Origin of the sequence: Nocardia sp. CA-120079 (assembly GCF_050955745.1) — a bacterium.
In the GTDB taxonomy this organism is placed as follows: Bacteria; Actinomycetota; Actinomycetes; order Mycobacteriales; family Mycobacteriaceae; genus Nocardia.
Genome location: NZ_CP192088.1, coordinates 3843465 through 3864866 on the forward strand (window position 1 = coordinate 3843465; position 21402 = coordinate 3864866).

23 protein-coding genes are annotated in these 21402 nt (G+C 65.2%); 7 read left to right on the forward strand and 16 right to left on the reverse strand.

Going from position 1 to position 21402, the window contains the following annotated elements; translation table 11 throughout:
* Positions 1–39 precede the first annotated feature (39 nt).
* From ACQPYR_RS17675 to ACQPYR_RS17715, 9 genes are all read right to left on the reverse strand, one after another.
* Complete coding sequence (locus tag ACQPYR_RS17675) at positions 40–1359, reverse strand: pyridoxal-phosphate dependent enzyme (RefSeq protein ID WP_433633519.1); 1320 nt, start codon at positions 1357–1359, stop codon at positions 40–42.
* Positions 1359–2954: a decarboxylase gene (locus ACQPYR_RS17680; protein WP_433633521.1), complete on the reverse strand. Its 1596-nt coding sequence runs from the start codon at positions 2952–2954 to the stop codon at positions 1359–1361. Before ACQPYR_RS17680 ends, ACQPYR_RS17675 begins: the two co-directional genes overlap by 1 nt.
* The gene (locus ACQPYR_RS17685; RefSeq protein ID WP_433633523.1) at positions 2951–4243 is read right to left on the reverse strand and encodes a heavy-metal-associated domain-containing protein; all 1293 of its coding nucleotides are present in this window, start codon (positions 4241–4243) and stop codon (positions 2951–2953) included. Before ACQPYR_RS17685 ends, ACQPYR_RS17680 begins: the two co-directional genes overlap by 4 nt.
* Complete coding sequence (locus ACQPYR_RS17690; RefSeq protein ID WP_433633525.1) at positions 4240–5538, reverse strand: aminotransferase class V-fold PLP-dependent enzyme; 1299 nt, start codon at positions 5536–5538, stop codon at positions 4240–4242. Before ACQPYR_RS17690 ends, ACQPYR_RS17685 begins: the two co-directional genes overlap by 4 nt.
* A 139-nt stretch (positions 5539–5677) precedes the next feature.
* Positions 5678–6112, reverse strand: a complete 435-nt coding sequence (locus tag ACQPYR_RS17695) for a CBS domain-containing protein (RefSeq protein ID WP_433633527.1) — start codon at positions 6110–6112, stop codon at positions 5678–5680.
* Between the two features lie 84 nt (positions 6113–6196).
* Positions 6197–7456: a PucR family transcriptional regulator gene (locus tag ACQPYR_RS17700; protein ID WP_433633529.1), complete on the reverse strand. Its 1260-nt coding sequence runs from the start codon at positions 7454–7456 to the stop codon at positions 6197–6199.
* A gap of 442 nt (positions 7457–7898) precedes the next feature.
* A complete protein-coding gene (locus ACQPYR_RS17705; protein ID WP_433633531.1) occupies positions 7899–8096 on the reverse strand; it encodes a hypothetical protein in 198 nt (65 codons plus the stop codon).
* 190 nt (positions 8097–8286) lie between these two features.
* Entirely contained in the window at positions 8287–8523 is a 237-nt protein-coding gene (locus ACQPYR_RS17710) for a hypothetical protein (RefSeq protein WP_063040235.1), read from the reverse strand.
* A gap of 202 nt (positions 8524–8725) precedes the next feature.
* Positions 8726–9523, reverse strand: coding sequence for an SAM-dependent methyltransferase (locus tag ACQPYR_RS17715; RefSeq protein WP_433633533.1), 798 nt, complete (start codon positions 9521–9523; stop codon positions 8726–8728).
* A gap of 353 nt (positions 9524–9876) precedes the next feature.
* Here ACQPYR_RS17715 and ACQPYR_RS17720 point away from each other — a divergent pair, with 353 nt between their 5' ends.
* Both ACQPYR_RS17720 and ACQPYR_RS17725 read left to right on the forward strand, forming a co-directional pair.
* Positions 9877–10101: a DUF397 domain-containing protein gene (locus ACQPYR_RS17720; protein ID WP_387284239.1), complete on the forward strand. Its 225-nt coding sequence runs from the start codon at positions 9877–9879 to the stop codon at positions 10099–10101.
* 88 nt (positions 10102–10189) lie between these two features.
* Complete coding sequence (locus ACQPYR_RS17725; RefSeq protein ID WP_387284237.1) at positions 10190–11077, forward strand: helix-turn-helix domain-containing protein; 888 nt, start codon at positions 10190–10192, stop codon at positions 11075–11077.
* 6 nt (positions 11078–11083) lie between these two features.
* Here ACQPYR_RS17725 and ACQPYR_RS17730 read toward each other — a convergent pair whose 3' ends face one another.
* Together ACQPYR_RS17730 and ACQPYR_RS17735 are read right to left on the reverse strand one after the other, a co-directional pair.
* Positions 11084–12031 (reverse strand): carbohydrate kinase family protein, encoded by a 948-nt coding sequence (locus tag ACQPYR_RS17730; RefSeq protein ID WP_433633536.1) that lies wholly within the window; start codon positions 12029–12031, stop codon positions 11084–11086.
* Complete coding sequence (locus ACQPYR_RS17735) at positions 12028–12696, reverse strand: class II aldolase/adducin family protein (protein ID WP_433633538.1); 669 nt, start codon at positions 12694–12696, stop codon at positions 12028–12030. The genes ACQPYR_RS17730 and ACQPYR_RS17735 overlap by 4 nt, the downstream gene beginning before the upstream one ends.
* Before the next feature lie 54 nt (positions 12697–12750).
* Between ACQPYR_RS17735 and ACQPYR_RS17740 the strand changes: the two genes are divergently transcribed.
* Positions 12751–13389: a TetR family transcriptional regulator gene (locus tag ACQPYR_RS17740; protein WP_433633540.1), complete on the forward strand. Its 639-nt coding sequence runs from the start codon at positions 12751–12753 to the stop codon at positions 13387–13389.
* A gap of 50 nt (positions 13390–13439) precedes the next feature.
* Here the strand turns inward: ACQPYR_RS17740 and ACQPYR_RS17745 are convergent, their stop codons facing one another.
* The 5 genes from ACQPYR_RS17745 to ACQPYR_RS17765 all read right to left on the reverse strand — a co-directional run bounded on the left by ACQPYR_RS17745 (position 13440) and on the right by ACQPYR_RS17765 (position 15944).
* The gene (locus ACQPYR_RS17745; protein WP_084508426.1) at positions 13440–13748 is read right to left on the reverse strand and encodes a hypothetical protein; all 309 of its coding nucleotides are present in this window, start codon (positions 13746–13748) and stop codon (positions 13440–13442) included.
* Positions 13749–13979: 231 nt separating this feature from the next.
* Positions 13980–14282 carry a putative quinol monooxygenase gene (locus ACQPYR_RS17750; RefSeq protein ID WP_040700936.1) on the reverse strand — a complete coding sequence of 101 codons (303 nt, stop codon included), beginning with the start codon at positions 14280–14282 and terminating at the stop codon, positions 13980–13982.
* 32 nt (positions 14283–14314) lie between these two features.
* Entirely contained in the window at positions 14315–15010 is a 696-nt protein-coding gene (locus ACQPYR_RS17755) for an SDR family oxidoreductase (protein WP_433633542.1), read from the reverse strand.
* Positions 15011–15062: 52 nt separating this feature from the next.
* Positions 15063–15563, reverse strand: coding sequence for a DUF2599 domain-containing protein (locus ACQPYR_RS17760; protein ID WP_433633544.1), 501 nt, complete (start codon positions 15561–15563; stop codon positions 15063–15065).
* A gap of 114 nt (positions 15564–15677) precedes the next feature.
* Positions 15678–15944, reverse strand: coding sequence for a hypothetical protein (locus tag ACQPYR_RS17765; RefSeq protein ID WP_433633546.1), 267 nt, complete (start codon positions 15942–15944; stop codon positions 15678–15680).
* A 355-nt stretch (positions 15945–16299) separates the two neighbouring features.
* On the opposite strand from ACQPYR_RS17765, the gene ACQPYR_RS17770 reads away from it, so the two are divergent.
* From ACQPYR_RS17770 to ACQPYR_RS17785, 4 genes are all read left to right on the forward strand, one after another.
* On the forward strand, positions 16300–17478 hold the full coding sequence (locus ACQPYR_RS17770; protein WP_433635170.1) for a lipase family protein: 1179 nt from the start codon (positions 16300–16302) through the stop codon (positions 17476–17478).
* A gap of 223 nt (positions 17479–17701) precedes the next feature.
* Positions 17702–19105, forward strand: a complete 1404-nt coding sequence (locus ACQPYR_RS17775) for a lipase family protein (RefSeq protein ID WP_433633548.1) — start codon at positions 17702–17704, stop codon at positions 19103–19105.
* A gap of 97 nt (positions 19106–19202) precedes the next feature.
* Positions 19203–20228: a fused (3R)-hydroxyacyl-ACP dehydratase subunits HadA/HadB gene (locus ACQPYR_RS17780; RefSeq protein WP_433633550.1), complete on the forward strand. Its 1026-nt coding sequence runs from the start codon at positions 19203–19205 to the stop codon at positions 20226–20228.
* A gap of 113 nt (positions 20229–20341) precedes the next feature.
* Positions 20342–21283 (forward strand): helix-turn-helix domain-containing protein, encoded by a 942-nt coding sequence (locus ACQPYR_RS17785; protein ID WP_433633552.1) that lies wholly within the window; start codon positions 20342–20344, stop codon positions 21281–21283.
* Positions 21284–21402 lie beyond the last annotated feature (119 nt).

A 21402-nucleotide genomic window follows, 5' to 3' on the forward strand; every position in this document is an offset into this window, starting at 1 on the left:
GTAATGACCGGCTCAGCGCTGGGCCACACCGATCGGGAATCAGCCGCCGCGTTCGAGTGCGAATCCGGCATCGCGCCAGGCGACGATCCCGCCGCCGAGGCTGCTGGCGTCGAAGCCGTCCTGGCGGGCGATGGCGGCGAAGCGCAGCGATAGTTCGCCGACCGGACAGACGAAGACCAGCGGGCGCGATCGGGAGAACGGGATGCCGTGGGTGAACATATCGTCTAGTTGGTCGTCGCGGATATTGATCGCGCCGGGCACATGGCCGATGCGATAGGCCATCGCGCCGCGGGTGTCCACGATGGTGGGCCGCGCGGTGCGGTCCAGTTCGGCCAATTCCTGCGGGGACACCGCCGGTGTCGCGGCGAGTTCGGCGGGGGTGGGTGCGCGGCGGCGATCGACGCGGTCGAAGAGTTCCGGTCTGCGTTTCTTGATATAGGACAGGTACGGCTCGAGCCGATCACAGACGATGAAGACCGCGACGACAGGTTCTTTCGATGAAAGTTCCTGCTCACCAAGGGCTTCCAGCGCGGCGGCATAGCTCGCGCCGCTGGTCGGACCGGCCAGGATGCCATACCCGGTGGCCAGCGCGAGCGTGGCGTCCACCGCTCGGGTGGAATCGACAGTGACGATGCGGTCGTAGAAATCGGGCTGGAACAGCCCGACATCCCACATCTCGGTCTCCGAGCGGATACCGGGTATGAAGTCCGACCGATCGGAAACTACTGCGATACAACGCAATTCGGGATTGTGCTTGCGCAGATAGGTTGCGGTCCCACGGGTGGAGCCGGTGGTGCCGAGCCCACCGATCAGATAGTCGACGCGGGTGATGTCGGAGGCGGCCAGATCCTCATGGATTTCGCGGCCGGTGCCGTGGTGATGCGTCTCGATATTCTTCTCATTGGTGTACTGCGAGGCGTGATAGTAGGCACCCGGCTCCTTGGCCATGGTCGCCTCGATCACCGAATACACATCGTTCGGTGTGGTCGGGTCCGGACATTCGGACAGCCCGGGCAACTCCACGATCTCGGTGCCGAACAGCTGCAGTAGCTCTCGCACCTCGGCGACCTTGATCCGATTGGTCACCGCGCGCAGGCCGATGCCGTGTATCGCGCCGAGAATGCGCAGCGCCTTGGCGGTATTGCCGCTCGACGCCTCGATGAGCGTCTGCCCGCTCGCTCGGATCTCGTCGAGATCATCGCGGAGCATGCCCCAGGCCACCCGGTCCTTGACCGAGCCGAAGGGATTGTGCGACTCCAGCTTCGCGTACAGCTCGACATCGGCCAGCCCGTGCACGGCCGGATCCAGCCGCAGCAGCGGCGTATTGCCGATCAGCTCGGTGATGTGGTCGTAGCGCATTACGGCGCTCCAGAGGGTCGGCGCGGCAGCGGACGACGCGGGCCGCGCGGGGGAGTGCGGCGCGGTGGCGGCAGACCGACGGGTATGAGCGGTTCGTAATCGGTATCGCGATAGACCTGGAAACTGCCCGCACGGTGCACGACAGCGAGTTTCGCGGGCAGTGCGTGCATCGACGCCGAGGCCGCGGACAGGTCCATGTGATAAGCACCGGTATTCGGGAACACCACCAGATCGCCCTGGCGCGGGCACTGCGGCAGCCACACCTTGTGATTGGTGATCAGATCGCGCTCCAGGCACAGGCGTCCGGCGAAATACACACCGACCGGCCCGGATTCGATCACCGGACGCAGGGTCGGCATGGTGTCGGCGGCACTGCGCAGCGGCGTCACCCCATCACCCGGGACGGCGTTGTGGACAGCAGCGCTACTCGGTATATGCGCGACACTCGGCAGGATCACCGGATCGACCATGACCTCCTGATCCGCCGGGGTCACCTGATCCCGGCTCAGATCCAGATTCACCAGCACCGTGCCATCGGCGAGTTCCTTGACGAACTCCACTCGCGACACCGTCACCCCCGCGTGATCGACCAGCGCCTTACCCGGCTCCAACCAGATATCGAGCATATTGTCCCCGGCCACTTGGGCCACCGTGCGGCCACCGTGCCGCTCCAGCGCAGCGCCGAGCAGATCGTTCAACATCGCCGTCGCGGGAACGGTGTTCGCATACTTGTGGAAGACCGGAATCCCGTGCACCACACCGTCGTCCACGTGATAGCCGAAGGTATTGTTCGACCAGCTCATCGATTCGCCGCGGCCGAGCAGCGATTCGCGCAGCGCCCGGACATACCCGTCGAAGCGGTCCGCGTCGGCGGTGAACACCTGTCGGAAGCCGCCGCCGATATTCAACACCGACGGGCCGAGGCCACGGTCGTAGGCGCGCTCGACCAACTCCAGGCAGGCGTCGATGGCTCGGATGCGTTCCCCGGTGTCACCGGAGTCGATATGAAAAGCGAAGCCGAGGAACGCGATTCGCCTGCGATTCGCCGACAGCAGATCCAGGGCCTGGTCCACATGGGCCAGCGGCACACCGAACCGGCTCACCGCCGTCTCGTCGAAACCGGAAACTCGCAGCAGCACCGGGACTCTCGCACGGTCGCCGGCTAATTCGGTGATCCGCCGCAGCTCCCACAGATTGTCGACATTGATGGTGACGCCGCAGTCGATCAGATCACGCAGGAACGCTTCACCTTTCGGCCCGGTCACCTCGATCCGCATCGGACCGAATCCGGCCCCGATGGCACTGGCCAACTCCTGCGGAGAAGCGACATCGATGGCGATACCGGCATGTTCGGCGGTGCGCACCAAGGCACGCGATTGATTCACCTTGTGCGCATAGCAGATTCGGTAGCGCCCACCCCTGCTGTCGAGTACGGCGCGCAACCGTTTCAGATTCTCCGCGTAGACCTGCGGAAACACCAGGTGGGTCGGTGAACCGAAGCGAATCAGCGTTTCCTCGACGGCATCGCGGGTATCGAGAAAGGCGCGTACCAGCGGATGGATCTTCGCGGGTAGCGCCGGTAGCGGTGCCGTCATACGACGGTTTCCGTGGGCTGGGACCGTGGGGATGTCAATGCGGTTCGGGCCGGTTTCTCGGCCACCGGGTTGTAGCCGCCGTCGCGGATCGACTCGAAGGCGCGGGCCCGATTACGCGGACTGCGGAATTCGGCGACCACCCGTTTACTGGGCAGATCTATCTCGATCACCTTGATGCCCATCGTCTCCAGCACCCCGGTGATCGTGCGGACACAGTGCTGACAGCTCATATCCGGCACATAGAAGATCCGATCCTCGGCGCTGGCAGGAGCGTCGGCGGTGAGTTCGTCCAGCTCCGGACTCACCTCGGTGATCCGAATCCGCTCGGCGAGTTGTTCGAAGATCTCGACGAACTTGTCCACCACCAGCGGCAACAGATTGTAGTGCCCGCCGCCGAGGTGATGGGGCATGGCGGCCAGGCAAGAGGGGCGGGTATTGGCGGGCAGCAACGCGTACTGGCGGGAGATGAGATCGAGATCGTCGTGGTATTTCGCGATGGCCGCGTCGACGCTCAGTCCCTCGACCCGGGTCGCTCGCCGCATCACCGCGTGCGCGTCCTCGATGGTGGCGTCCTTCATCGCGCGCAGTGTCGCCACCGTGTCGGCGGTGTAGCGCACCGTGCCGTCCGGTTGGGCGGCCAGCGTCACCGGGATCATGCCGCGCCGGTAGGTGGAGGCCTGCAGTTCCCAGAACCAGCGGGTGGCGACCGCCGAGAAGATGCCGGAATTGTGTATGCCCCTGGCGAATTCGGCCGCACTGCGATAGTGCGTCTGCCGCGCCAGCAGTGCGTGCTGGGCCAGTGCGCGCCCGGTGGCCTCGATGCCGACGCGGAAGATTTCGATCGGATCGTGATCGGTGGTGGTGCCCTCCAGCACCGCGTGTTCGCGCGGGCCGAGACCGTCGACCCGTTGTGTCAGTGCGGAATTCGCGGCGAGGGCATGCCACAGCACCAGCACGGTTTCGCGCATGGCGATGGGCACAAGCGGCCCGAGGCCGTCGGCTCGGAAGTGTCCGGTATTGGGGACGCCGTCGCTATCGGTCCAGGCGATGCGGTGCGTCGCGCTGGTGACCTGCGCGGGTTGGCACGGCCGCATGAACTGCTGCAGGTACAGCCGCTGCGAATAGGTGAGGTGACTGTCGGGCTCGGGACGCAGTGCGGCGCAGGTGTATTCGATATGTCGACGCGACGGTACCGCGATCGCACTGGTGAACAGTCCGGGTTGGGCCAGGCCCGCCAGCACGCGGGACGCCGCCCGCCGGTCATAGCGCGGGGTGTCGTCCATTCTCATGTGACCTCCTCGGCAATCGTCTTGACGCAGGTCGCGAACCGGTCGATCTCCTCGACGGTGTTGTAGATGTGCGTGCTGACCCGTACCGAGTCCGTGGCGTCGTCGCCAGCCCGGGGTGAGCAGTGTAAGCCGGTGCGGACCAGAAAACCCAACTCGCTCAATACGAATCCGAGATCGGTCGCGGAAATGCCTGCGAGCGTGAAGGACACGATGCCGTAGCCGATCGCGCACGGCGCATGCGCCGGACCGGGCAGGAATTCCAGCCCGGGCACCGGACGCAGATTGTCGATAAGCCGCAGCGTCAACTCGCGATTGTGCGCGGCGATCACAGCGACATCCAGCGATTCCAGCACCTCCAGCGCGCTGCCGAGAGCCAGGATACCGGGGATGTTCTGGGTGCCGCCCTCGAGCAGTTCCGGCATGCCGGTCGAGGTCAATCCGGCGTCGGTGAGGTCGACCCCGGTATTGCCGCCGGGCAGGAAGGGCAGCAGCCGATCGTGAACTCTGCGGTGGCAGTAGAGGATTCCGGTGCCCGGTGCGCCGAACATCTTGTGCGCAGCGAAGATCGCGAAGTCGGCTCCGAGTTCGGTCACATCCAGCGGCATATGCCCACCGCTCTGACTGCAGTCGAAGCACAGCAGAATCCGGGGATCGAGTTGGCCGCGCAACTCCTCGAGCGTGGTGAGTCCGCCGAAGACGTGGTGCAGATGGCTGGTGGTGATCAGCCGGGTGCGCGGCCCGACCTTGTCCAGAATGTCCGCGGTATCGGCTTCGCCGAGTTCGGTCGCCCGGTAGGGGACCAGTTCGATGCGCCGACCGAAGCGCGCGAGCACCTGGCGCAGATGGTGCCACGGATGCACATTCGAGGCGTGATCGCGTGGGTTGTAGAGGATTTCGTCGCCGTCATCGAGTTCGGCCAGCCCCCAGGACAATGCGACGGCATTGAGCGCCGCGGTCGCGCCGCCGGTGAAGACCACCTCTACGGGCGATTCGGCGCCGATGAAGGTTGCCATGCGATCGCGGACCCGGGCCAGGCGGGTGGTGAGGTTGGTAGCCCACGGGTAGGTTCCGCGACCGGCGTTGGCGGTACACGAAGTGTGATAGCGGTGGATGGTCTCGATGACCGGCAGCGGCTTCTGCGTCGTGGCCGCGCTGTCCAGATAGATCTCCGTGGATTCGCCCAGCGCCGGAAAGAGTTCGCGCACGGTCGCGAGGGGCGACGGCGCCAGAATCCGCGGTGCGGACCGGGTGGTGGCCGGTCGGGCTAGGTGCGTCCCGGACGCAGATGACCGCAAGGTGGCGCTCCCTCCGAGAACCGCGCTGGACGCCACCAACGATACGCACATTCGGTGACGACTTCGAAGGATTCTCGTAGCCAACGTCTTTCGGCAAGTCGCAGCTACCAAAGGCCCTGTCGCGGATAACCGCGACAGTTCAGTACTGCCCCTGTACGTACTCGACCAGATGCTGACGTTCGGTGGCCAGTTCGGAGATCGCGCTCTTGACCACATCGCCGATGCTGACGATGCCGATCAGGCGGCCGTCGCGGACCACGGGCAGGTGTCGGACGCGGTGCTCGGTCATGGTTGCGCGCAGTCCGTCGACCAGGTCGTCGGGTGCGCAGGTGCGCACATCGACGGTCATGATCTCCGAGACGGGCGTATCCAGCAGCGCGGCGCCACGCGCGTGCAAACTGCGCACCACATCGCGCTCGGAGACAATGCCGACGATCCGGCTGCCGTCCGGCGATACCACCACCGCCCCGATATTGTGCTCGGCGAGCTTGCCGAGCAGGGCCCGTACCGTGGTCTCGGGCGCGACGGTCGCAACGTCGCTGCCCTTCCTGTGCAAGATCTCCGCTATTCGCATAATCCACCATCCAGAGGTCGCAGCACTACCAGGATGACGCCTTTGTGATCTCGTGACCAGCACAAATCCGCATCAGGGTGCAATCTACAACCGTCGGGCGACGCTGCGGTCCAGATCGCGCGCGAGCAGAGCGATGGCGGCCTGTGAGATGCCCGCCGAGGTGGCCAGATCGATCGAGGTCAGCTGGGCGATGCGGCGTAGCCGGTAATCGACGGTATTCGGGTGCACATAGAGCTGGCGCGCGGTGAGCTGGCGATTCATATCGTTGCCCAGGTAGGCGCGCATGGTGTCGAACAGTTCGGGATGGGCGTCGAGTGGATCCAGAATGGTCGCGATGCGTCGAGTGGCCGGGCCGCCCCGGGTGAGCTGGTACTCCACGGCCAGGTCGGCCATCTGGTACAGGCCGGGATTGCGTCCGCCGACCCGCACCAGATTGAGTAGTTCGTGGGCCTGATCGGCGGCGTCGGGTATCTGGTCGGTCTCGCTGGTGACCAGCGTGGCGGTGAGCGCGACCTCGGCGGATTCGGCGAGTAGTCGCAGTGTTTCGGCGGTCAGGCCCGGTGCATCGTCCTCGATCGGGACCAGTAGCGTGCCGCCCTTGGTGCTCAGCAGCGCGAGTACCCGGGATTCGAAGGCGGTGGCCAGCTCCGATTGCAGGCGGCGCAGTTTCCTGCGGGCGGCGACATGGCTGTCGACGCGTGGATCGCGCTCGTCCGGATGTTCGGGAATCGATAGCGCGACCACCTGGTACGAGTCGGCGATCGGGATGCCGGCCTGGCGGGCGAGCGCGGAACTGCCGCGACCGCTCAGCAGCGCCGAAGCCAGCGTCTGCGTCGCGGTCTGGTGTTCGCGGGCGACGAGGTGCTGTTCCTCGACGTAGGCGTCCGAAACCGCCGCGGTGATCGCCTCCAGGAGTTCGAGCATGAGGTCGGTGGCGACCAGCAGTTCATCGATGTCGTCGGCCTTGGCGCGCGCGGTCACCAGCCCGAATGCGATGCGCAGCCCCTCGTGGTAGGCGCGCAAGATGGTGCCGAGCGGCACCGCCTCGCGGGCCCATTGCGCCGCCGCCTCCCTGACCTCGCCGAGCTGTTCCTCGCCGGGAACCGTGCGCTTGTCGAACATTTCGGCGGCCAATGCCAGGCAGCTGCGGGTCAGCTTGGTGACATCGCCGCGTAGCTGCTCGCCGGGCAGCGTGCGACACGGTGCCATACAGGTCGCGAAGTAACCGACCATGCGCGAGGCGACGCGGTCGGTATTGAGTAGGGGAATCGACGCGGGCTGGCCGCCGATCTCTAGGACAGGGTCCGTCGGGTCGACGGACAGATCCAGCGCGGAGAAGGTCATACGCGTCGCTCCAGTGCCACATCGGACGTGATAGATCTGCGCCCGAATCGTTGCACCACTATACGAAATGGTTATGAACCAGGGAAGACTACGCGAAATCTATTGCGGCGCGGCAACGTTGTGCATTGTCCACATGCGGGCCATGTCCCGTGGTGGCAAGCTCCAGCACCCGGCGCGAGTTGTCGAAATCCGTGACCAGCCGCCTTAACGTCGGCCTCGGAACCGACGCCGGTGTGTGATCGGCCTGCGCCAGCGTGACGCGCAGATGCGACAGTGCACGACGTCACCTCCAGGACGGCTGTGATCAGGAACATGTCCGTGCACCCGACGACGATGTCCGCGCCGCGCACGGCATCCATTGCGCTGCAAGCACTCGACCCGGCCGTACATCCGAACCTGCTGTGCGCCTTGCACTCCCGGTTCGTCGGCGGCGCCGCCGAAGCTAGGCCGCGCCTTGCTGATTTTGCCGTTCGGAATCGATTACGGCAGCGCCGCTGCGGATTTCGCGTTCGATCGCGATGGCGGCGTAGTGCTGGCCGCTGGCGCGCAGTTCGGCGATGCGTCGCTGCAACGCGTCGGTGCCGTAGGCCGCGGCGATATCGGCGATCCCGAGTCGACCGGCAACGCGTGGTGGATTCATGCGAATGCCCCCTGTGGCTCTGGCGCCGAGAGATCCCGATGGCGACAGCGGCACGGGCTCTCGATGCGAAACTCCCTTGTCGCGCACGAGTTTAAAGCGGCGTGTCGTGCAGATGCAAGTACATCCGTACGAACATCGCTGCGTGCGAAGCGATTTGGGGCCGTGTCAGTGGAACCGTTGGGGTCGAACGTTATTCGTCGTCCAGTCCGGCGGAGAGGTAGGCCGCAGCGGCAAGCCATTGGCGGCACTGCGGGCCGTGTACCTCGTGCAGGTGCAGGATCTCGCGGGCCTGCCGATAGGTGAGGCCACGCGGTTCGACACCGCAATCGAGGGGCGCATACTCCGGCGCCGAGCATTGCCGCAGGGTGTCGATCCCGGATCCGCCGGCGATCGTGGCCCCGCGCGGAGTTCGGAATGGCGTACTCATCTCGACCGCCCCTCGCGTCTGCCGGATGGGGAGGTGAATGTGGTGACGCCGGCGTGAACTCCCTGCGTACCTCCCCGATTCTGGTTCCGAGTCTAGGCTGTCGGCACTTACAGATGCAAGTACATTTGCACGAACGACCAACAGAAATATGAACGGCGGTCGACGACCGGGTGGCCGATGACCGCCGTTGTGCCGCTTGCGCTTAGGGCTTGCGCGCGACCGCGCCGTAGGCGGAGATCGGCCGGACCTCACCGACCTCGGCGGCATCGGTGCGCCACTGGGTGATCGATACGAATCCGGGATCGACCAGTTCCAAACCGTCGAAGACGGCACGGATTTCGTCCTGGGGTCGGGGAACATAGGGCACGCCGCCGGTGCCGGTGTAGTTCTCACACAGCGTCACATACTCCTTGCTGTCGTCGGTGCCGTCCCACATGACCAGGAAGCTGCCCGACGGTACCGCCGCGAGCACCGTGCGCACGATGCGAAGCAGCTCGTCGTAGGACTTGGCGTGGCCGAGCACGCCCATGAACATCACGGCGACCGGCTCATTGAAATTGAGCACGTTGCGGGCGTCGGCGATGATCTGGTCCGGATCGTGGTAATCGCAATCGACGTAAGTGGTTACGCCCTCGGGAGTCGTGCTGGTGAGCAGCGCTCGCGCCATCGTGAGGACCAGTGGGTCGTTGTCGACATAGACGATCTTCGAGTCGGGCGCGACGCTCTGGGCGACCTCATGGGTGTTCTGCATCGTCGGCAGGCCGGTGCCGATATCGAGGAACTGGCGGATGCCCTCCTCGCCCGCCAGGTAACGCACCGCGCGAATAAGGAACTGACGCGACTGCACGGCCATGGTGGTGATGTCCGGATCCACCTCGACGCCGGCATCACCAGCGATCCGGTCGATTTCGTAATAGTCCTTACCACCCATCCAGTAGTTCCAGATGCGCGCGGAATGCGGGATGTCGGTCCGGATGAGCGGGGTTTGGTCGTCGGACATGGGGCTGGACTCCTCGGCGAGCTGATAAACGGTGAACCGGACTGCTCAGGCGGCGGGTGTCGCGATTGGCTGGCACGGCCGATGTGCACTGTGACAGTACAAGATTCGCATCGGCCCGACCTGCGGGATGGAGTAGTCGATCACCCATTTCGGGTACGTCGTGTGCAGCACTCGCGTAACGCGTTGAACAGGGGTCACGAAGGGGACCGGCAGGTCTGAATTCTTTTGTGCCGCATAGGGGAGCTTCGTGCTATCTTGCAGATGTAGGTGCAAATGCAAGAACGTTTGAGCGCACATCTGCAAAGCCGCTCGAGCGTACATCTCACACTGGAAGCAGCCGAGGAGTGGGGAAGATGTTCGACACCGGTACACCCAAGATCAAAGGCACGTGGCGCAAGAGCTCGTTCAGCGGTCCGTCGGGCGGTAACTGCGTCGAGGTCGCCGAGGCGTCGGATGGTTCGATCGCCGTTCGCAATTCACGCGACCCGGAAGGTGGCATCCTGTTCTACACTCGACCGGAGATCGACGCGTTCGTGCGCGGCGCGAAGGCCGGGGAGTTCGACGACCTGACTAGCTGAGCGGTAACATAGGCGATCGGTGCGGTGTGTTTCCAAACGTGGTATTTGTGACACACTGTGGTCAAACCCGAGTATCGGAGATGACTTCATGATCGCAGAACCCGATGACGACGGTCGTGTGCAATCGGTTGTAGTGGAACGTGGTCCGACCGTGTTGCGGATCGCGCTGGGCGGGCAGTTGCGTGACCTGCGGGTGAAGAATGGCATCACCCGTGAGGCCGCAGGTGACGCCATCCGCGGTTCACACGCCAAGATCAGTCGTCTCGAGTTGGGGCGCACCGGATTCAAGGAACGCGATATCCGCGACCTGCTGACCCTCTATGGCGTCACCGACGCCGAGGAGCGGGAGCGATTCCTGGATCTGGCCAGGCAGGCGAACGAACCAGGCTGGTGGCATCGCTACAGCGATCTGCTGCCGTCCTGGTTCGGCACCTACCTAGGCTTGGAGCAGGCCGCGACCAAGATCCGTACCTACGAGGCGCACCTGGTGCCCGGGTTGCTGCAGACGCCCGAATACGCCAGGGCCGTAATGTCACTCGGGTACGAGGACGCCGATATGGATCGCCGCGTGCAGGTCCGCATCCGTCGGCAGGAGGTGCTGCGCCGGGCCGAGCCACCGATCATCTGGGCGATCATCGACGAGGCCGCGCTGCATCGGCCGGTCGGTGGTTCGCGGGTGCACCGCGAGCAGATGGAACACCTCATCGAGCTGGCGGAACTTCCGAATGTCACGGTGCAGGTCCTGCCGTACTCGGCGGGCGAACACGCCGCTGCGGGTAGCTCGTTCAGCATCTTGCGTTTCGCCGAGACCGAACTGCCCGACATCGTCTATCTCGAACATCTGACCAGTGCGCTGTACCTGGATCGGAAACAGGATCTGGCGCTGTACCTCTCGGTCATGGACCGCCTGAGTGTGCAGGCCGAGGCACCCGGCGAGTCGCTGAAGATCCTCGCCGAGTACGCCAAGAACGCCTGAACCTCGCTATCGACCCGGCTCGTTCGGGTCGATAGTGCGTGTTTCGGCTGCGAACGCCTCCACCGCGGCGAGATCGAAATCGCCGTGGTCGCTACCGAGTCCGCGGGCGACCAGTGCCGCGACCGCATTGCCGAGGATCGCAGCGGCACGCAGATTCCGGCCCAGTGCGATCGCACGGATGAATCCAGCGGAGAAGGCATCACCACACCCGGTGGTGTCGACGACGTCCACGGCGAACGCGGGAATGTCGTGATAGTTGTCCGGGCCGACGAGTAGGGTGCCGTCCGCGCCCCGCGTGACCGCCAGGATGCAAGCGCCCGCGTCCTTCAGCACCTCGCAGCCTGCCACCAGGTCGGTGGTACCGGTGAAGCCGAGCACTTGTTCGTCATTCGGGAGGAAGTAGTCGGTATGCGGGAGGACTTCGGCGATGGCGTCGAGGCTACCGAGTGCGCCGGGCGCGATCAGATCGACCGAGGTGCTGACGCCATTGTCCTTGGCGTGCCGCAGGATTCGCGCCGCGGATGCCGCACCGATCAGTTCCGGACCACCGAGGTGCAGATGATCGGCGGCGGCGACCGCAGCCCAATCGACATCGTCGAGGGTGTAGAACGGGTTGGCGCCCAACAGATGCAGGCTGGGACGCTGCCCGTTGGGGCGGATCGGCAGCACCGACGACGAGGTGGGCTGATCTTCCTTGCGCACCACCAGTTCGGTATCGATGCCGGCCTTGGCGAGCAGACCGAGCAGGATATCGCCGGAGGTGTCCGCGCCGATCGCACCCGCGGTCCGCACGCTCGCGCCGAGTTTGGCCAGTGTCAGCGCGGTACCCGCGGCCGTACCCGCCGCGGTGATGCGGATGTCCTCGACCAGTGCGGTCTGCTGCCCGTCCGGTATTGCCGCGACGGGTCGGACCAGGATATCCAAAACATGTGCACCCAAAGCGATTACGTTCATTCGGTGTCCTTCTCCAGCGGTTTGCGGGTGCCGTATCCGGTACGTAGTGCGACCTCGACGACCGCGGCCTGCTGCTGTTCGGTGAGTTCGCGCGGCCTACCGATCGTCATCGCGTCCAGGTACAGCGCGCAGGCCCATTCCAGCAGCAGTGCGGATTCGACGGCCTGGTCCAGCGATGCGCCGATGGTGACCGCGCCGTGATTGGCCAGCAGCGCGGACTGCTTGCCCTGCAACGCCGTTCGCACCGCATCGGCGAGTTCGACGGTGCCGAAGGGATGGAACGGGGCGACCCTCGTCGCACCGCCGAGCAGCAGCTGCTGGTAATGGATGACCGGCAGTTCGTCGAGCACACAGGCGATGGCCGTCGCCTTGGGCGCATGGGTGTGCACGACCGCCTGCGTGGCGTAGGTGCGATAGATATCGAGATGCAAACCCAATTCGGAGGTGGGCGCGTAGCGGCCAGCGACCACCTGACCCGCCAGGTCGACCACCGTGACGTCGTCGGCGATGACCTGCGCCAGCACCGCGCCGGTGGCCGTGACGGCGACCAGATCGCCGCAGCGCAGGCTCACATTGCCCGCGGTGCCGATCAGCAGTCCGTGTGCGGCCAGGCGCTGACAGGCCGCCGCTACCTCGGCGCGTTCGGTTGGTGCGGTGGTGGTCATCCGGATACTCTACCCAAACCTGAATATGATTCATATTACGTTCGGAGGTATTCCGTGCCGATCCGTGCACTACCCGAGGTGGGCCTGCGTCGCGTGCCGATTCAGGCGCGCAGCCGGGAGCGGTTGGCGCGGGTGCTCGAGGTGGCCGATCGCCTGATCGCCACGGAGGGCGTCGAGGCGCTGACCATGATCAGAGTGGCTGCGGAGGCACGGATTTCGGTCGGCTCGCTGTATCAGTACCTGCCGGATCGCGAGGCCGTCATCGAAACCCTCGCCGTGGCCTATATCGAGCAATTGGAGGCCAAGGCGGCCCTGCTGCTCGAGCTCGCGCGCGCCGAGCGCTGGGACGATCCGATCGGCGTGCTGGTGGATGCGTTCGCCCAGGTCTACCGCGACGAGCCGGGCTTCCGCGCGCTGTGGTTCGGCAAGGATTTCAACGAGGCCGCCCGCGCCGCCGATCGCGAGCACAAACGCCGGATGGCGGTGACGCTGCGGGAGGTCATGCTTGCCCAAGGCGCCGTCGCCGATATCGAAGGACTCGATATCGCCTGCCGCGCCGCCCATCTCATGGGCGATGCCGTCCTGCAGGAGGCGTTCCGATCCGATCCCGACGGCGACCCGAATCTGTTGCGCGAGGCCAAGGTCGCACTGCGGGCCTATACGGCACAGTGGGCATCGCCGACCGAGGCGTAACGCAATTCGGTTGCGCTGCTACATCATGGACGCAGTGGTCGGTACTTAGGTCACTGCTTGATGAAGCTGGAGGCGATGCGCCAGAAGGTCGCCGGTTGCAGGGTTTCGATGTCCCAGTCGTCGGCCATCGCGTGCGCGGTGGTGACGATCCGGTCGATGTCGAAATCATGTCGAGTGGCCGCACCGGTCGACTCGACGGCATCGATGACGAAAGCGACTGCGGTTTCTCGCGAGTACGCGGTACTGCGCTGTCCGCTTCGGGTCGACGGTGTGCTCATAGTTGTTATACCGTTCGCTGGCTGGTCGGCCAGTGCGGCTTCGGCGATTCCGAGCCGACCGCCGTGAAGTGGTTGGTCCATTCGAACGCCCCTGACGTCTGGCGGCAGCAAACCCCTGGCGACATCGGCCCTTGGTTCACCCACGCGGCCTCCCCTGGTTGTCCCCTGTAATGCCTTGCGGGACTGAGTTTAGGTCTGTGTGCCTTTCATTTGCAAGCACATCTGCACGATCGATTGTGCCTTCGCAGTTGGGTTTTCGCACCTGCTAATCATCCGCGAACCGGCGCGGATGCGAGGGCTAATTCGGCGCGATCATTTCGCATTGATCACGACATCGGTGCTGTAGTGCACCTGAGTGCCCGGCTCCACATATCGGTCGGCCGCGCAGCGCCAGGCCAGGAAATGCTCGGTGAAACGGTGTGCTTCGGCGGCCTCCTCATCGATATAGACCTGGTAGAGGAAAAACCGGTGCGGATCCACCCGGTCGGCGCACACATCGAATCGCAGGCAACCGGGTTCCTCGCGCACCGATGCGGCGGCACTGCGACTGACCACATCGAGGAATTCGCCGCGGGATCCGGGTCGCAGCTTCAGGGAAGTGATACGGCTGAACACGGTTATCTTCTCCAATCTGGCGGCGAAAAATATCAATCGGTAAGTGCGGCACCGCCTTCGGCGACCGGCTGGCTACCAATATCCGAGACGGCGCGCGTTACCGAAATGTCGCCCGCGACGAGTTCCAAAGTGGTGTGCGTGGTCTGTGCTGCGCGCAGAATTTCGGCGAGGACGGCGGCGACGTCGGCCCGCGCGATGCTGCCGAAGGGCAGTGGCGGCGTGCTCAACAAGACCCGGTCGGTCGCGGCGGTATCGAGCAGCCGGCCCGGGCGCAGGATCGTCCAATCGAGATCGCGGGCGCGTAGATCGTCCTCGGCCTGGGTCTTGGCGTCGATATAGGCGGCCCAGACCTCATCGGTGCCTGGCGCGGGCGGCTTACCCGCGCCCATCGTGGAGATCTGCACGAACCGCCGGACACCGGCCGCCTCCGCGGCATCGGCCAGCAGCACCGAACCGCCCTTGTCCACCGTGTACTTGCGGGCGGCGCCGCTGCCCGCGCCGGCGCCCGCGGCGAAAATCACCGCATCGGAACCCTTTACGACGGTGGCGAGCTCGGCCACCGTGCTGTGTTCGAGATCGAAGACGACCGGTCGTGCGCCGGTGGCCGCGACCTCTTCCGCGTGATCGGCATTGCGGATCAGGCTCTCGACCTCGTCGCCGCGCCCGGTCAGTATTTCGCCGAGCAGTAGCGCGATCTTTCCGTGTCCGCCTGCGATGACGACGTGCATATGGGGGGTCCTTTCAGGCCGTGGCGATTGCTTGGCAGATCGCTCGAAATGGTCAGCGTTCGGGTCCTCCGGGATTACACGATGCCTGGACAGTGGCCTGATAGCCCACGGCCGGCCGCCAGGGTTCCAGATTCCAGCTCTCCTTGTTGGGCTGCACCATGCGGGCCCAGACCCAGTGACAGACGAACTGGTCGCGCATACCGGGCGTATCGGCGTCGGGGGAGTGCGTGAGCACCTCTTGCCACGCCCGTTCCTCGGTATCGGGGAAGGTTTCGCGCCGCCCGGCCTCGGTGGGGTAGACCTTCAGGCGAGCACCGTCGACGCCCTCGGTCCACATGGTGTGGTCGATGAGCGGCATATCGGCGTAGGGATCGACGCTCGGCAGCGCGGCAAGCGCAGTGGTGGTTACGGCCGCGGCCGTGGGTGTCGTCGTGGTCGTGGCTACGGCCGACGGTGCCTCGTCGGAGCCGCACGCCGCGACGGCCGGGGTCAGCGCGCCACAGCACAGCAGCGCGGCACCCCATCGTGCCCATTCGGTATTCCGCTGGGTCAACGTCGATCCTCCCGCATGGTGTCCACCATCCGAGAGTAGCCATCGTGCGGCGACGTAACAGCCATACCGGGATGTGGCCGCCCAGCGTTTACGGCAGCGACGCCGCAGCCACGGTCAGTGCCACAGCGAGCGGCACGGCAGTCTGCGCAGTCCGGGTCGCACCTTGCTGTCGACCGTCACAGTGAGCCCGGCGTTGAGCGCGGCCGAGGTGAACTCCCAGGCCTCGGTTCGGGTGGCGGCGTACTCGAGCACGAGTGCGTCCTCGGCGGTCGGACCGTCGAAGTAGACGGTGACCCGTCGCGTCGGTGGATCCTGGATATCCATCGGATACACCGAGCTTCGCTCGGGGGAATCCGTTCCAGATTTCACAGTGCCGTCCATGCCACCGTCTCCTTCCGACCCGACTTGCCGCGTCGATAGGTGTGACGGTAAGTCGCGCACCATGGTGCAGAACATGGTCTGGCCGATCGGCTGGACATGTCACAGGCACGACACCTCGCGATCGGAGACAGTCACGAAGACGCCGGACCGCCGACCACGGTTCGGGCGCCCGAGAGTTGTGATTTCTCAAAACATTTCGCTTGCCCGTTGCCTTCGCGACAATCGCCATCGACTATGTTCCCAACGTTGGACCAAACTCTCTCCCGGAGGCAATACGTCGATGAGACAGGCCCTGCGTAGACCGATTCGCGCAGTCGGCGCCGTGATTCGAGCGACCGGCAAACGGTCGCTGGCCATGACGATCGGTCTGCTGATGGTGCTGACGGCGGCGGCTGGCGTCGCCCACACCACCCCTCTGTATCCCAGCCCTGATCCCGACCCTTTCTACGCCACCCCGCCCGATCTGGCGGATAGGAAACCCGGTGATGTGATCGCGACGCGGGTGATGCCCCCGCTGGCGATCTTCCCGGATACCACCGTCACCGTCGTGCGCTTCCGTTCCACCAGCTCCGAAGGTCAGCCGATCGCGGCGACCACCACGGTGCTCACTCCGAAGGCGCACGCCCCGGACGGCCCCCTGCTCTCCTACCAGCACATCATCAACGGTCTCGGTGCCGAGTGCTCGGTATCGCGGGTGCTCTACACCGGCGATCCGAACCTCATCGTCCGGGAGGCGCCGGGCTGGAATGTGCTGCTCTCGCGCGGCTGGAGCGTCGCGCTGCCGGACCACCTCGGGCCGAATTTCGCCTACGGCGCGGCCAAATTGGGCGGCATGATCACCCTCGACGGCATCCGGGCGGTGAAGCAGGTCGCCGAATTGCAGGTGCAGAAGAGCCCGGTCTCGATGGTCGGGTACTCCGGCGGCGGCATGGCTACCGCATGGGCGGCCGCACTGGCGCCCAAGTACGCGCCGGAGGTGGAGATCGCCGGCGCCGCGATGGGCGGTGTGCCGATGAATCTGGTGACCATGCTGGAGACCCTCGGCCTCAACTCGCATCCGGTCTTCGGGCTCGCCTTGGCGGCCGGTCTCGGCCTGGAGCGGGAGTATCCCGACCGCTTCCCGCTCAGCGACCAACTCAACGAGCGCGGCCTCGCCGCACGGACCGCGATCGCCAATAGCTGCACCAACGACATCCTGGCCGCGGGTGCGGGGCGTGGGGCACTGGACTTCGCGAAGTCGACCTCGATGATCAACGATGCGGCCGCACGCGCGGTGGTCGAGGAGAACAGCCTCGAACTCTACGACGGCGTACCGAAAACGCCGATCTTCGAATGGCATTCGCCGATCGACGGACTCATTCCCGTCGATGCGGTGGTGAATACCGATAAGCGCTGGTGCGCGGCCGGGGCGCGGGTGCAGTCCGAGCAGATACCGGTACCCGACCATCTCACGGCCGCGGTCCTGGGCATTCCGGCGGCGCTGAATTGGTTGGACGCGCGATTCCGAGGGGAGGCAGCGCCGAGCAACTGCTGAATCCGACCGCGCCGGATCCGCGTTGCTGGACAAGCGGATTCGGCTCGGATTGTTGCGATTCGGCGACATGACACACACAACTCGGGCACGGCGGGGTATCCGCGCGAGTTCCCTCGGTTAGCCTGACTTCCTGGCCTCGGCACTCAGGGGCATTTCGGGGGTCGAAGGCACCAAAAAACCCGGGCGCCAGGGAACCCGACGTCGCACCCTGGGGCGTGTGCCAATGAAGTGCCTGCGTGTCATCATTTTTGTGCTGTTGCTTGTGTTTCCGGTCGCGGTGGGGGAGGCGTCGGCCGAACCGCCGCCCGCTCTTCCCGGCCTGCCCGCATTGCCGATTCCGACCGATGCCGGTTCGATACTGCCGGATCTGCAGCAGTGGATCGATAGCGTCATCCCGCCGCCACCGATCGCTGTCGGGCCGCATTTGTCCGGTCCGATGCAGGAGGCAACCACCATGTCCCCGGCGCTGGCCGCGCTGCGCCAGGCCTCGGCGCCGAGCGCTATCGGTGATCCGGCCTTCGACGCGTGGCCGGCGAACCTGGACGATTACGCGCCCGGCGAGCTCGTAGAGGTGCGCGATGTCAGCGCGACCGCCGCACCGCTGGTATTGGTGCCGATTCGGCAGGCGCTGCTGTTGAAATACCGCACCGCCGATTCGCGCGGCGCGGCGTCGTATGCCACTGCGACATTGATCATTCCGGCCACCGCATGGCCCGGTCCGGACAGCCGACCCGTCGTGGTGAACAACCTCCCGATCGATGCGCTCGGCCGGGACTGCACCCCCGGCTACACCTTCTCGCACGGTTGGTCACGCAATACCAGCATCACCGACTTCCTCCCGCCCACAACGCAATTGGCCGCATTGCGCGGATACGCGGTGCTGATTCCGGATCACGAGGGACCGTGGATGGCCTACGCGGAGCCCTACGTCGCCGGACATGCCGTGCTCGATGCCATCCGCGCGGTGCGTGGATTGCGCCCCGACGAATTCGGCGACAGCCGATTCGGAATGACCGGATACTCCGGCGGCGCCATCGCCACCAAGGGAGCGGTGAAGCTGATCGATAGCTACGCCCCGGAATTGGCCGGATCGATCGTCGGTGCCGCGCTCGGCGGTGTACCCGCCGACTACGAAATCCTCGGGCGCAGCATGAACGGCAACCTCGCCTCGGGGGTCTTCCTGGCCGCGACCTTCGGCGTCGGCCGGGAGCGTCCGGAGATCCTGGCCAGCATGAACAACCTGGCGCAGTGGGCGGCGACATCACCGCTGAAAGACCTGTGCGGCAGCGTATTCGGTGCGGTCGGGTTGTTGATGCTGCCGATCGATATCGCTGCCAGGATTCCGGATCCGCTGCACTCCGAGGTCGCCACCGAGATCTACGATGTGACGCGCATGGCGGGCATGAAGTCCGCGACACCGCTCTACATCTACAACGGTGAGCAGGAATTCTGGATTCCGGCCGAGGGCGCGCGCAACCTCTACCGGGAGCAGTGCGGCCTCGGTGTCTCGGCGGTGTATCGCAGCGTCCTCGGTGAACACATCATCGCAGGCGGGCTCGGTTATCCGGATGCGATGATCTGGCTGGATCAGCGCCTGCGGGGGGTGCCGGCACCCGATGAATGTTGAGAGATTTATGGCGGTCAGCTATTAGTGTTGCAACTGGCGCCCGGGGCGCGATTTATGACACGTGACGGTTTTGAGTGGATCTGAACAAGCTAGCGCGATGGTGGGGCGCCACTATCGGATGTCCGACCATTACGAGGTCGGGCGGGAGAAGATCCGCGAATTCGCCCGTGCGGTTCGCGGTGTCCATCCTGCGCACTATCACGAGGAGGCGGCGTGGGACCTCGGCTACGACGGGCTGGTCGCCCCACCCACCTTCTCCGCGATCATCTGGCTGCTGCTTCAGCGCAAGATGTTCGATTCGGTGCTGACCGGCTACGACATCAGCCAGGTGCTGCATACCGAGCAGAGCATCCGGGTGCACCGGCCGCTCGTTGCCGGTGATCAACTGCGCTGCGACACCTATGTCGAATCGTTCCGGCAGTTCGGCGACATGGACTTCATGGTCATCCGGAGTCTGCTCACCAATCAGTACAAGGAATTGCTGCAGACCGCGCACACCACCGTGGTGGCCAACTCCGGCGCCGACGTCGCCACCGAACTGGTCACTGCGGTCGACGGCGTCATCATGAGCGGCGAGGCGCTGAGCCAACGGCAGGACGCCACCCGGCGGCCGGAGCATCCGTTGGACGGCGGTGTCGTCGAATGCTTCGACGAGGTGTTGCCCGAGGACCGGGTGGACGAGCCACCGGTGCGGGTGCCGTGCGGCATCGAGTTCGACGAGCTGCGGGTCGGTACCGAACTGCCCGCCCGTGTCGTGCCGCTATCACGTGGTGATCTGGTGAATTACGCTGGGGTGTCGGGTGATTCGAATCCGATCCACTTCAGCGAGCATGTCGCGGTCGCCGCGGGACTGCCCGGCGTGGTCTCGCACGGCCTGCTGACCATGGGGCTCGGCGCGAGCTACCTCACCGACTGGCTCGGCGATCCGGCCGCGATCAGCGAATACGGTGTGCGGTTCGCCGGATTCGCCCCGGTCTCGGCGACCCGGCAGTGCGAGATCGAATTCCGCGGGCGGGTGAAGGCATTGGATCCGGATCGCCGCGCCGCGACTATCACGCTCACCGCGATCTGCGACGGCCGCAAGCTGTTCGGCCGGGCAGGCGCGGAGGTGCTGCTGCGCTGAACCGAAGCCGGTCCGAAGATAGTCGGGAATGTCCTTGCAGATGTACGAATACTTGTGGAAATAGGGCATTTTGGTTCTAGAGAGTCGCGGCTATTTCATGGCAGACTCATCGAATGCGTGCTTCGGAAGTGCGACATTCATTTTCCGGCAAGAACCCTGCTGACGACGGTGGACCGACCGTGCTGCGGATGATGCTCGGCAGCCGGATGCGACGGTTGCGCGAGACCTGTGACATCTCCCGCGAGGATGCGGGCGAGGCGATCCGCGGTTCCCATTCCAAGATCAGTCGACTCGAGTTGGGGCGCACCGGTTTCCGGGAACGCGATCTCCTCGATCTGCTTACGCTCTACGGGGTCACCGACCCGGATGAGCGCGAGGAGTTCAGGGAGCTCGCGCGCCAGGCCAACGCCTCGGGCTGGTGGCATCGCGACAGCGATTGGTTGCCGAAGTGGTTCGACACCTATCTCGGACTCGAGCAGGCCGCCAAGCTGATCCGCGGCTATGAGCCGAGGGCGGTGCCGGAACTGCTGCAGACCGCGGACTACGCGCGGGCACTGCTTGCCATGGCGCATCCGGCCGAATCGGCGGAGGGGATCGCACGGCGGGTCGCGCTGCGGTTGCGCCGTCAAGAGATCTTGCGTCGCCCGCATCCGCCGCAGTTGTGGCTGATCGTCGAGGAGGCCGCGCTGCGCCGACCGATCGGCGGGTCGACGGTATGGCGGGCCCAGCTCGAGTATTTGCTGCGCATCGCCGAGGAGCCGCACATCACCGTGCAGGTGCTGCCCGATCATGTGGGCGGTCCGGCGTTGGCCGACGGTGCGTTCACCATGTTGCGCTTCGCCGAAGCCGATCTCCCCGACATCGTCTATCTGCAGCAACTCACCAGTGCGCTGTATCTGGACAAAACCGCTGACCTCGACGCGTATCGCGCGGTCGCCAATCAACTATCGGTGCATGCCGCGCCACCCGAGTACTCCCCGGGGTTGCTGCGCGCCCTGTGCGAACGGCATCCGGAGACGCTCGATCACCCGGCCGCGCCCGGCGATTCGCGGTGATAAGCCGAAAATAATAAGCGGGGCAATCGAACTCGGCGTGGTGCGCTGCCATGCCGGGTTCGTCAAGTGCGTACGGTGTGATGCCGGGTCTCATACGATAGGAACCGCACAGGTCCCGT

Coding starts and splice junctions, on each gene's coding strand:
- ACQPYR_RS17675 (WP_433633519.1), bottom strand. CDS start 1,359: ATGCGCTACGACCACATCACCGAGCTGATCGGCAATACGCCGCTGCTG.
- ACQPYR_RS17680 (WP_433633521.1), bottom strand. CDS start 2,954: ATGACGGCACCGCTACCGGCGCTACCCGCGAAGATCCATCCGCTGGTA.
- ACQPYR_RS17685 (WP_433633523.1), bottom strand. CDS start 4,243: ATGAGAATGGACGACACCCCGCGCTATGACCGGCGGGCGGCGTCCCGC.
- ACQPYR_RS17695 (WP_433633527.1), bottom strand. CDS start 6,112: ATGCGAATAGCGGAGATCTTGCACAGGAAGGGCAGCGACGTTGCGACC.
- ACQPYR_RS17700 (WP_433633529.1), bottom strand. CDS start 7,456: ATGACCTTCTCCGCGCTGGATCTGTCCGTCGACCCGACGGACCCTGTC.
- ACQPYR_RS17705 (WP_433633531.1), bottom strand. CDS start 8,096: ATGAATCCACCACGCGTTGCCGGTCGACTCGGGATCGCCGATATCGCC.
- ACQPYR_RS17710 (WP_063040235.1), bottom strand. CDS start 8,523: ATGAGTACGCCATTCCGAACTCCGCGCGGGGCCACGATCGCCGGCGGA.
- ACQPYR_RS17715 (WP_433633533.1), bottom strand. CDS start 9,523: ATGTCCGACGACCAAACCCCGCTCATCCGGACCGACATCCCGCATTCC.
- ACQPYR_RS17720 (WP_387284239.1), top strand. CDS start 9,877: ATGTTCGACACCGGTACACCCAAGATCAAAGGCACGTGGCGCAAGAGC.
- ACQPYR_RS17725 (WP_387284237.1), top strand. CDS start 10,190: ATGATCGCAGAACCCGATGACGACGGTCGTGTGCAATCGGTTGTAGTG.
- ACQPYR_RS17730 (WP_433633536.1), bottom strand. CDS start 12,031: ATGAACGTAATCGCTTTGGGTGCACATGTTTTGGATATCCTGGTCCGA.
- ACQPYR_RS17735 (WP_433633538.1), bottom strand. CDS start 12,696: ATGACCACCACCGCACCAACCGAACGCGCCGAGGTAGCGGCGGCCTGT.
- ACQPYR_RS17745 (WP_084508426.1), bottom strand. CDS start 13,748: ATGGACCAACCACTTCACGGCGGTCGGCTCGGAATCGCCGAAGCCGCA.
- ACQPYR_RS17755 (WP_433633542.1), bottom strand. CDS start 15,010: ATGCACGTCGTCATCGCAGGCGGACACGGAAAGATCGCGCTACTGCTC.
- ACQPYR_RS17765 (WP_433633546.1), bottom strand. CDS start 15,944: ATGGACGGCACTGTGAAATCTGGAACGGATTCCCCCGAGCGAAGCTCG.
- ACQPYR_RS17770 (WP_433635170.1), top strand. CDS start 16,300: ATGACGATCGGTCTGCTGATGGTGCTGACGGCGGCGGCTGGCGTCGCC.
- ACQPYR_RS17775 (WP_433633548.1), top strand. CDS start 17,702: ATGAAGTGCCTGCGTGTCATCATTTTTGTGCTGTTGCTTGTGTTTCCG.
- ACQPYR_RS17780 (WP_433633550.1), top strand. CDS start 19,203: ATGGTGGGGCGCCACTATCGGATGTCCGACCATTACGAGGTCGGGCGG.
- ACQPYR_RS17785 (WP_433633552.1), top strand. CDS start 20,342: ATGCGTGCTTCGGAAGTGCGACATTCATTTTCCGGCAAGAACCCTGCT.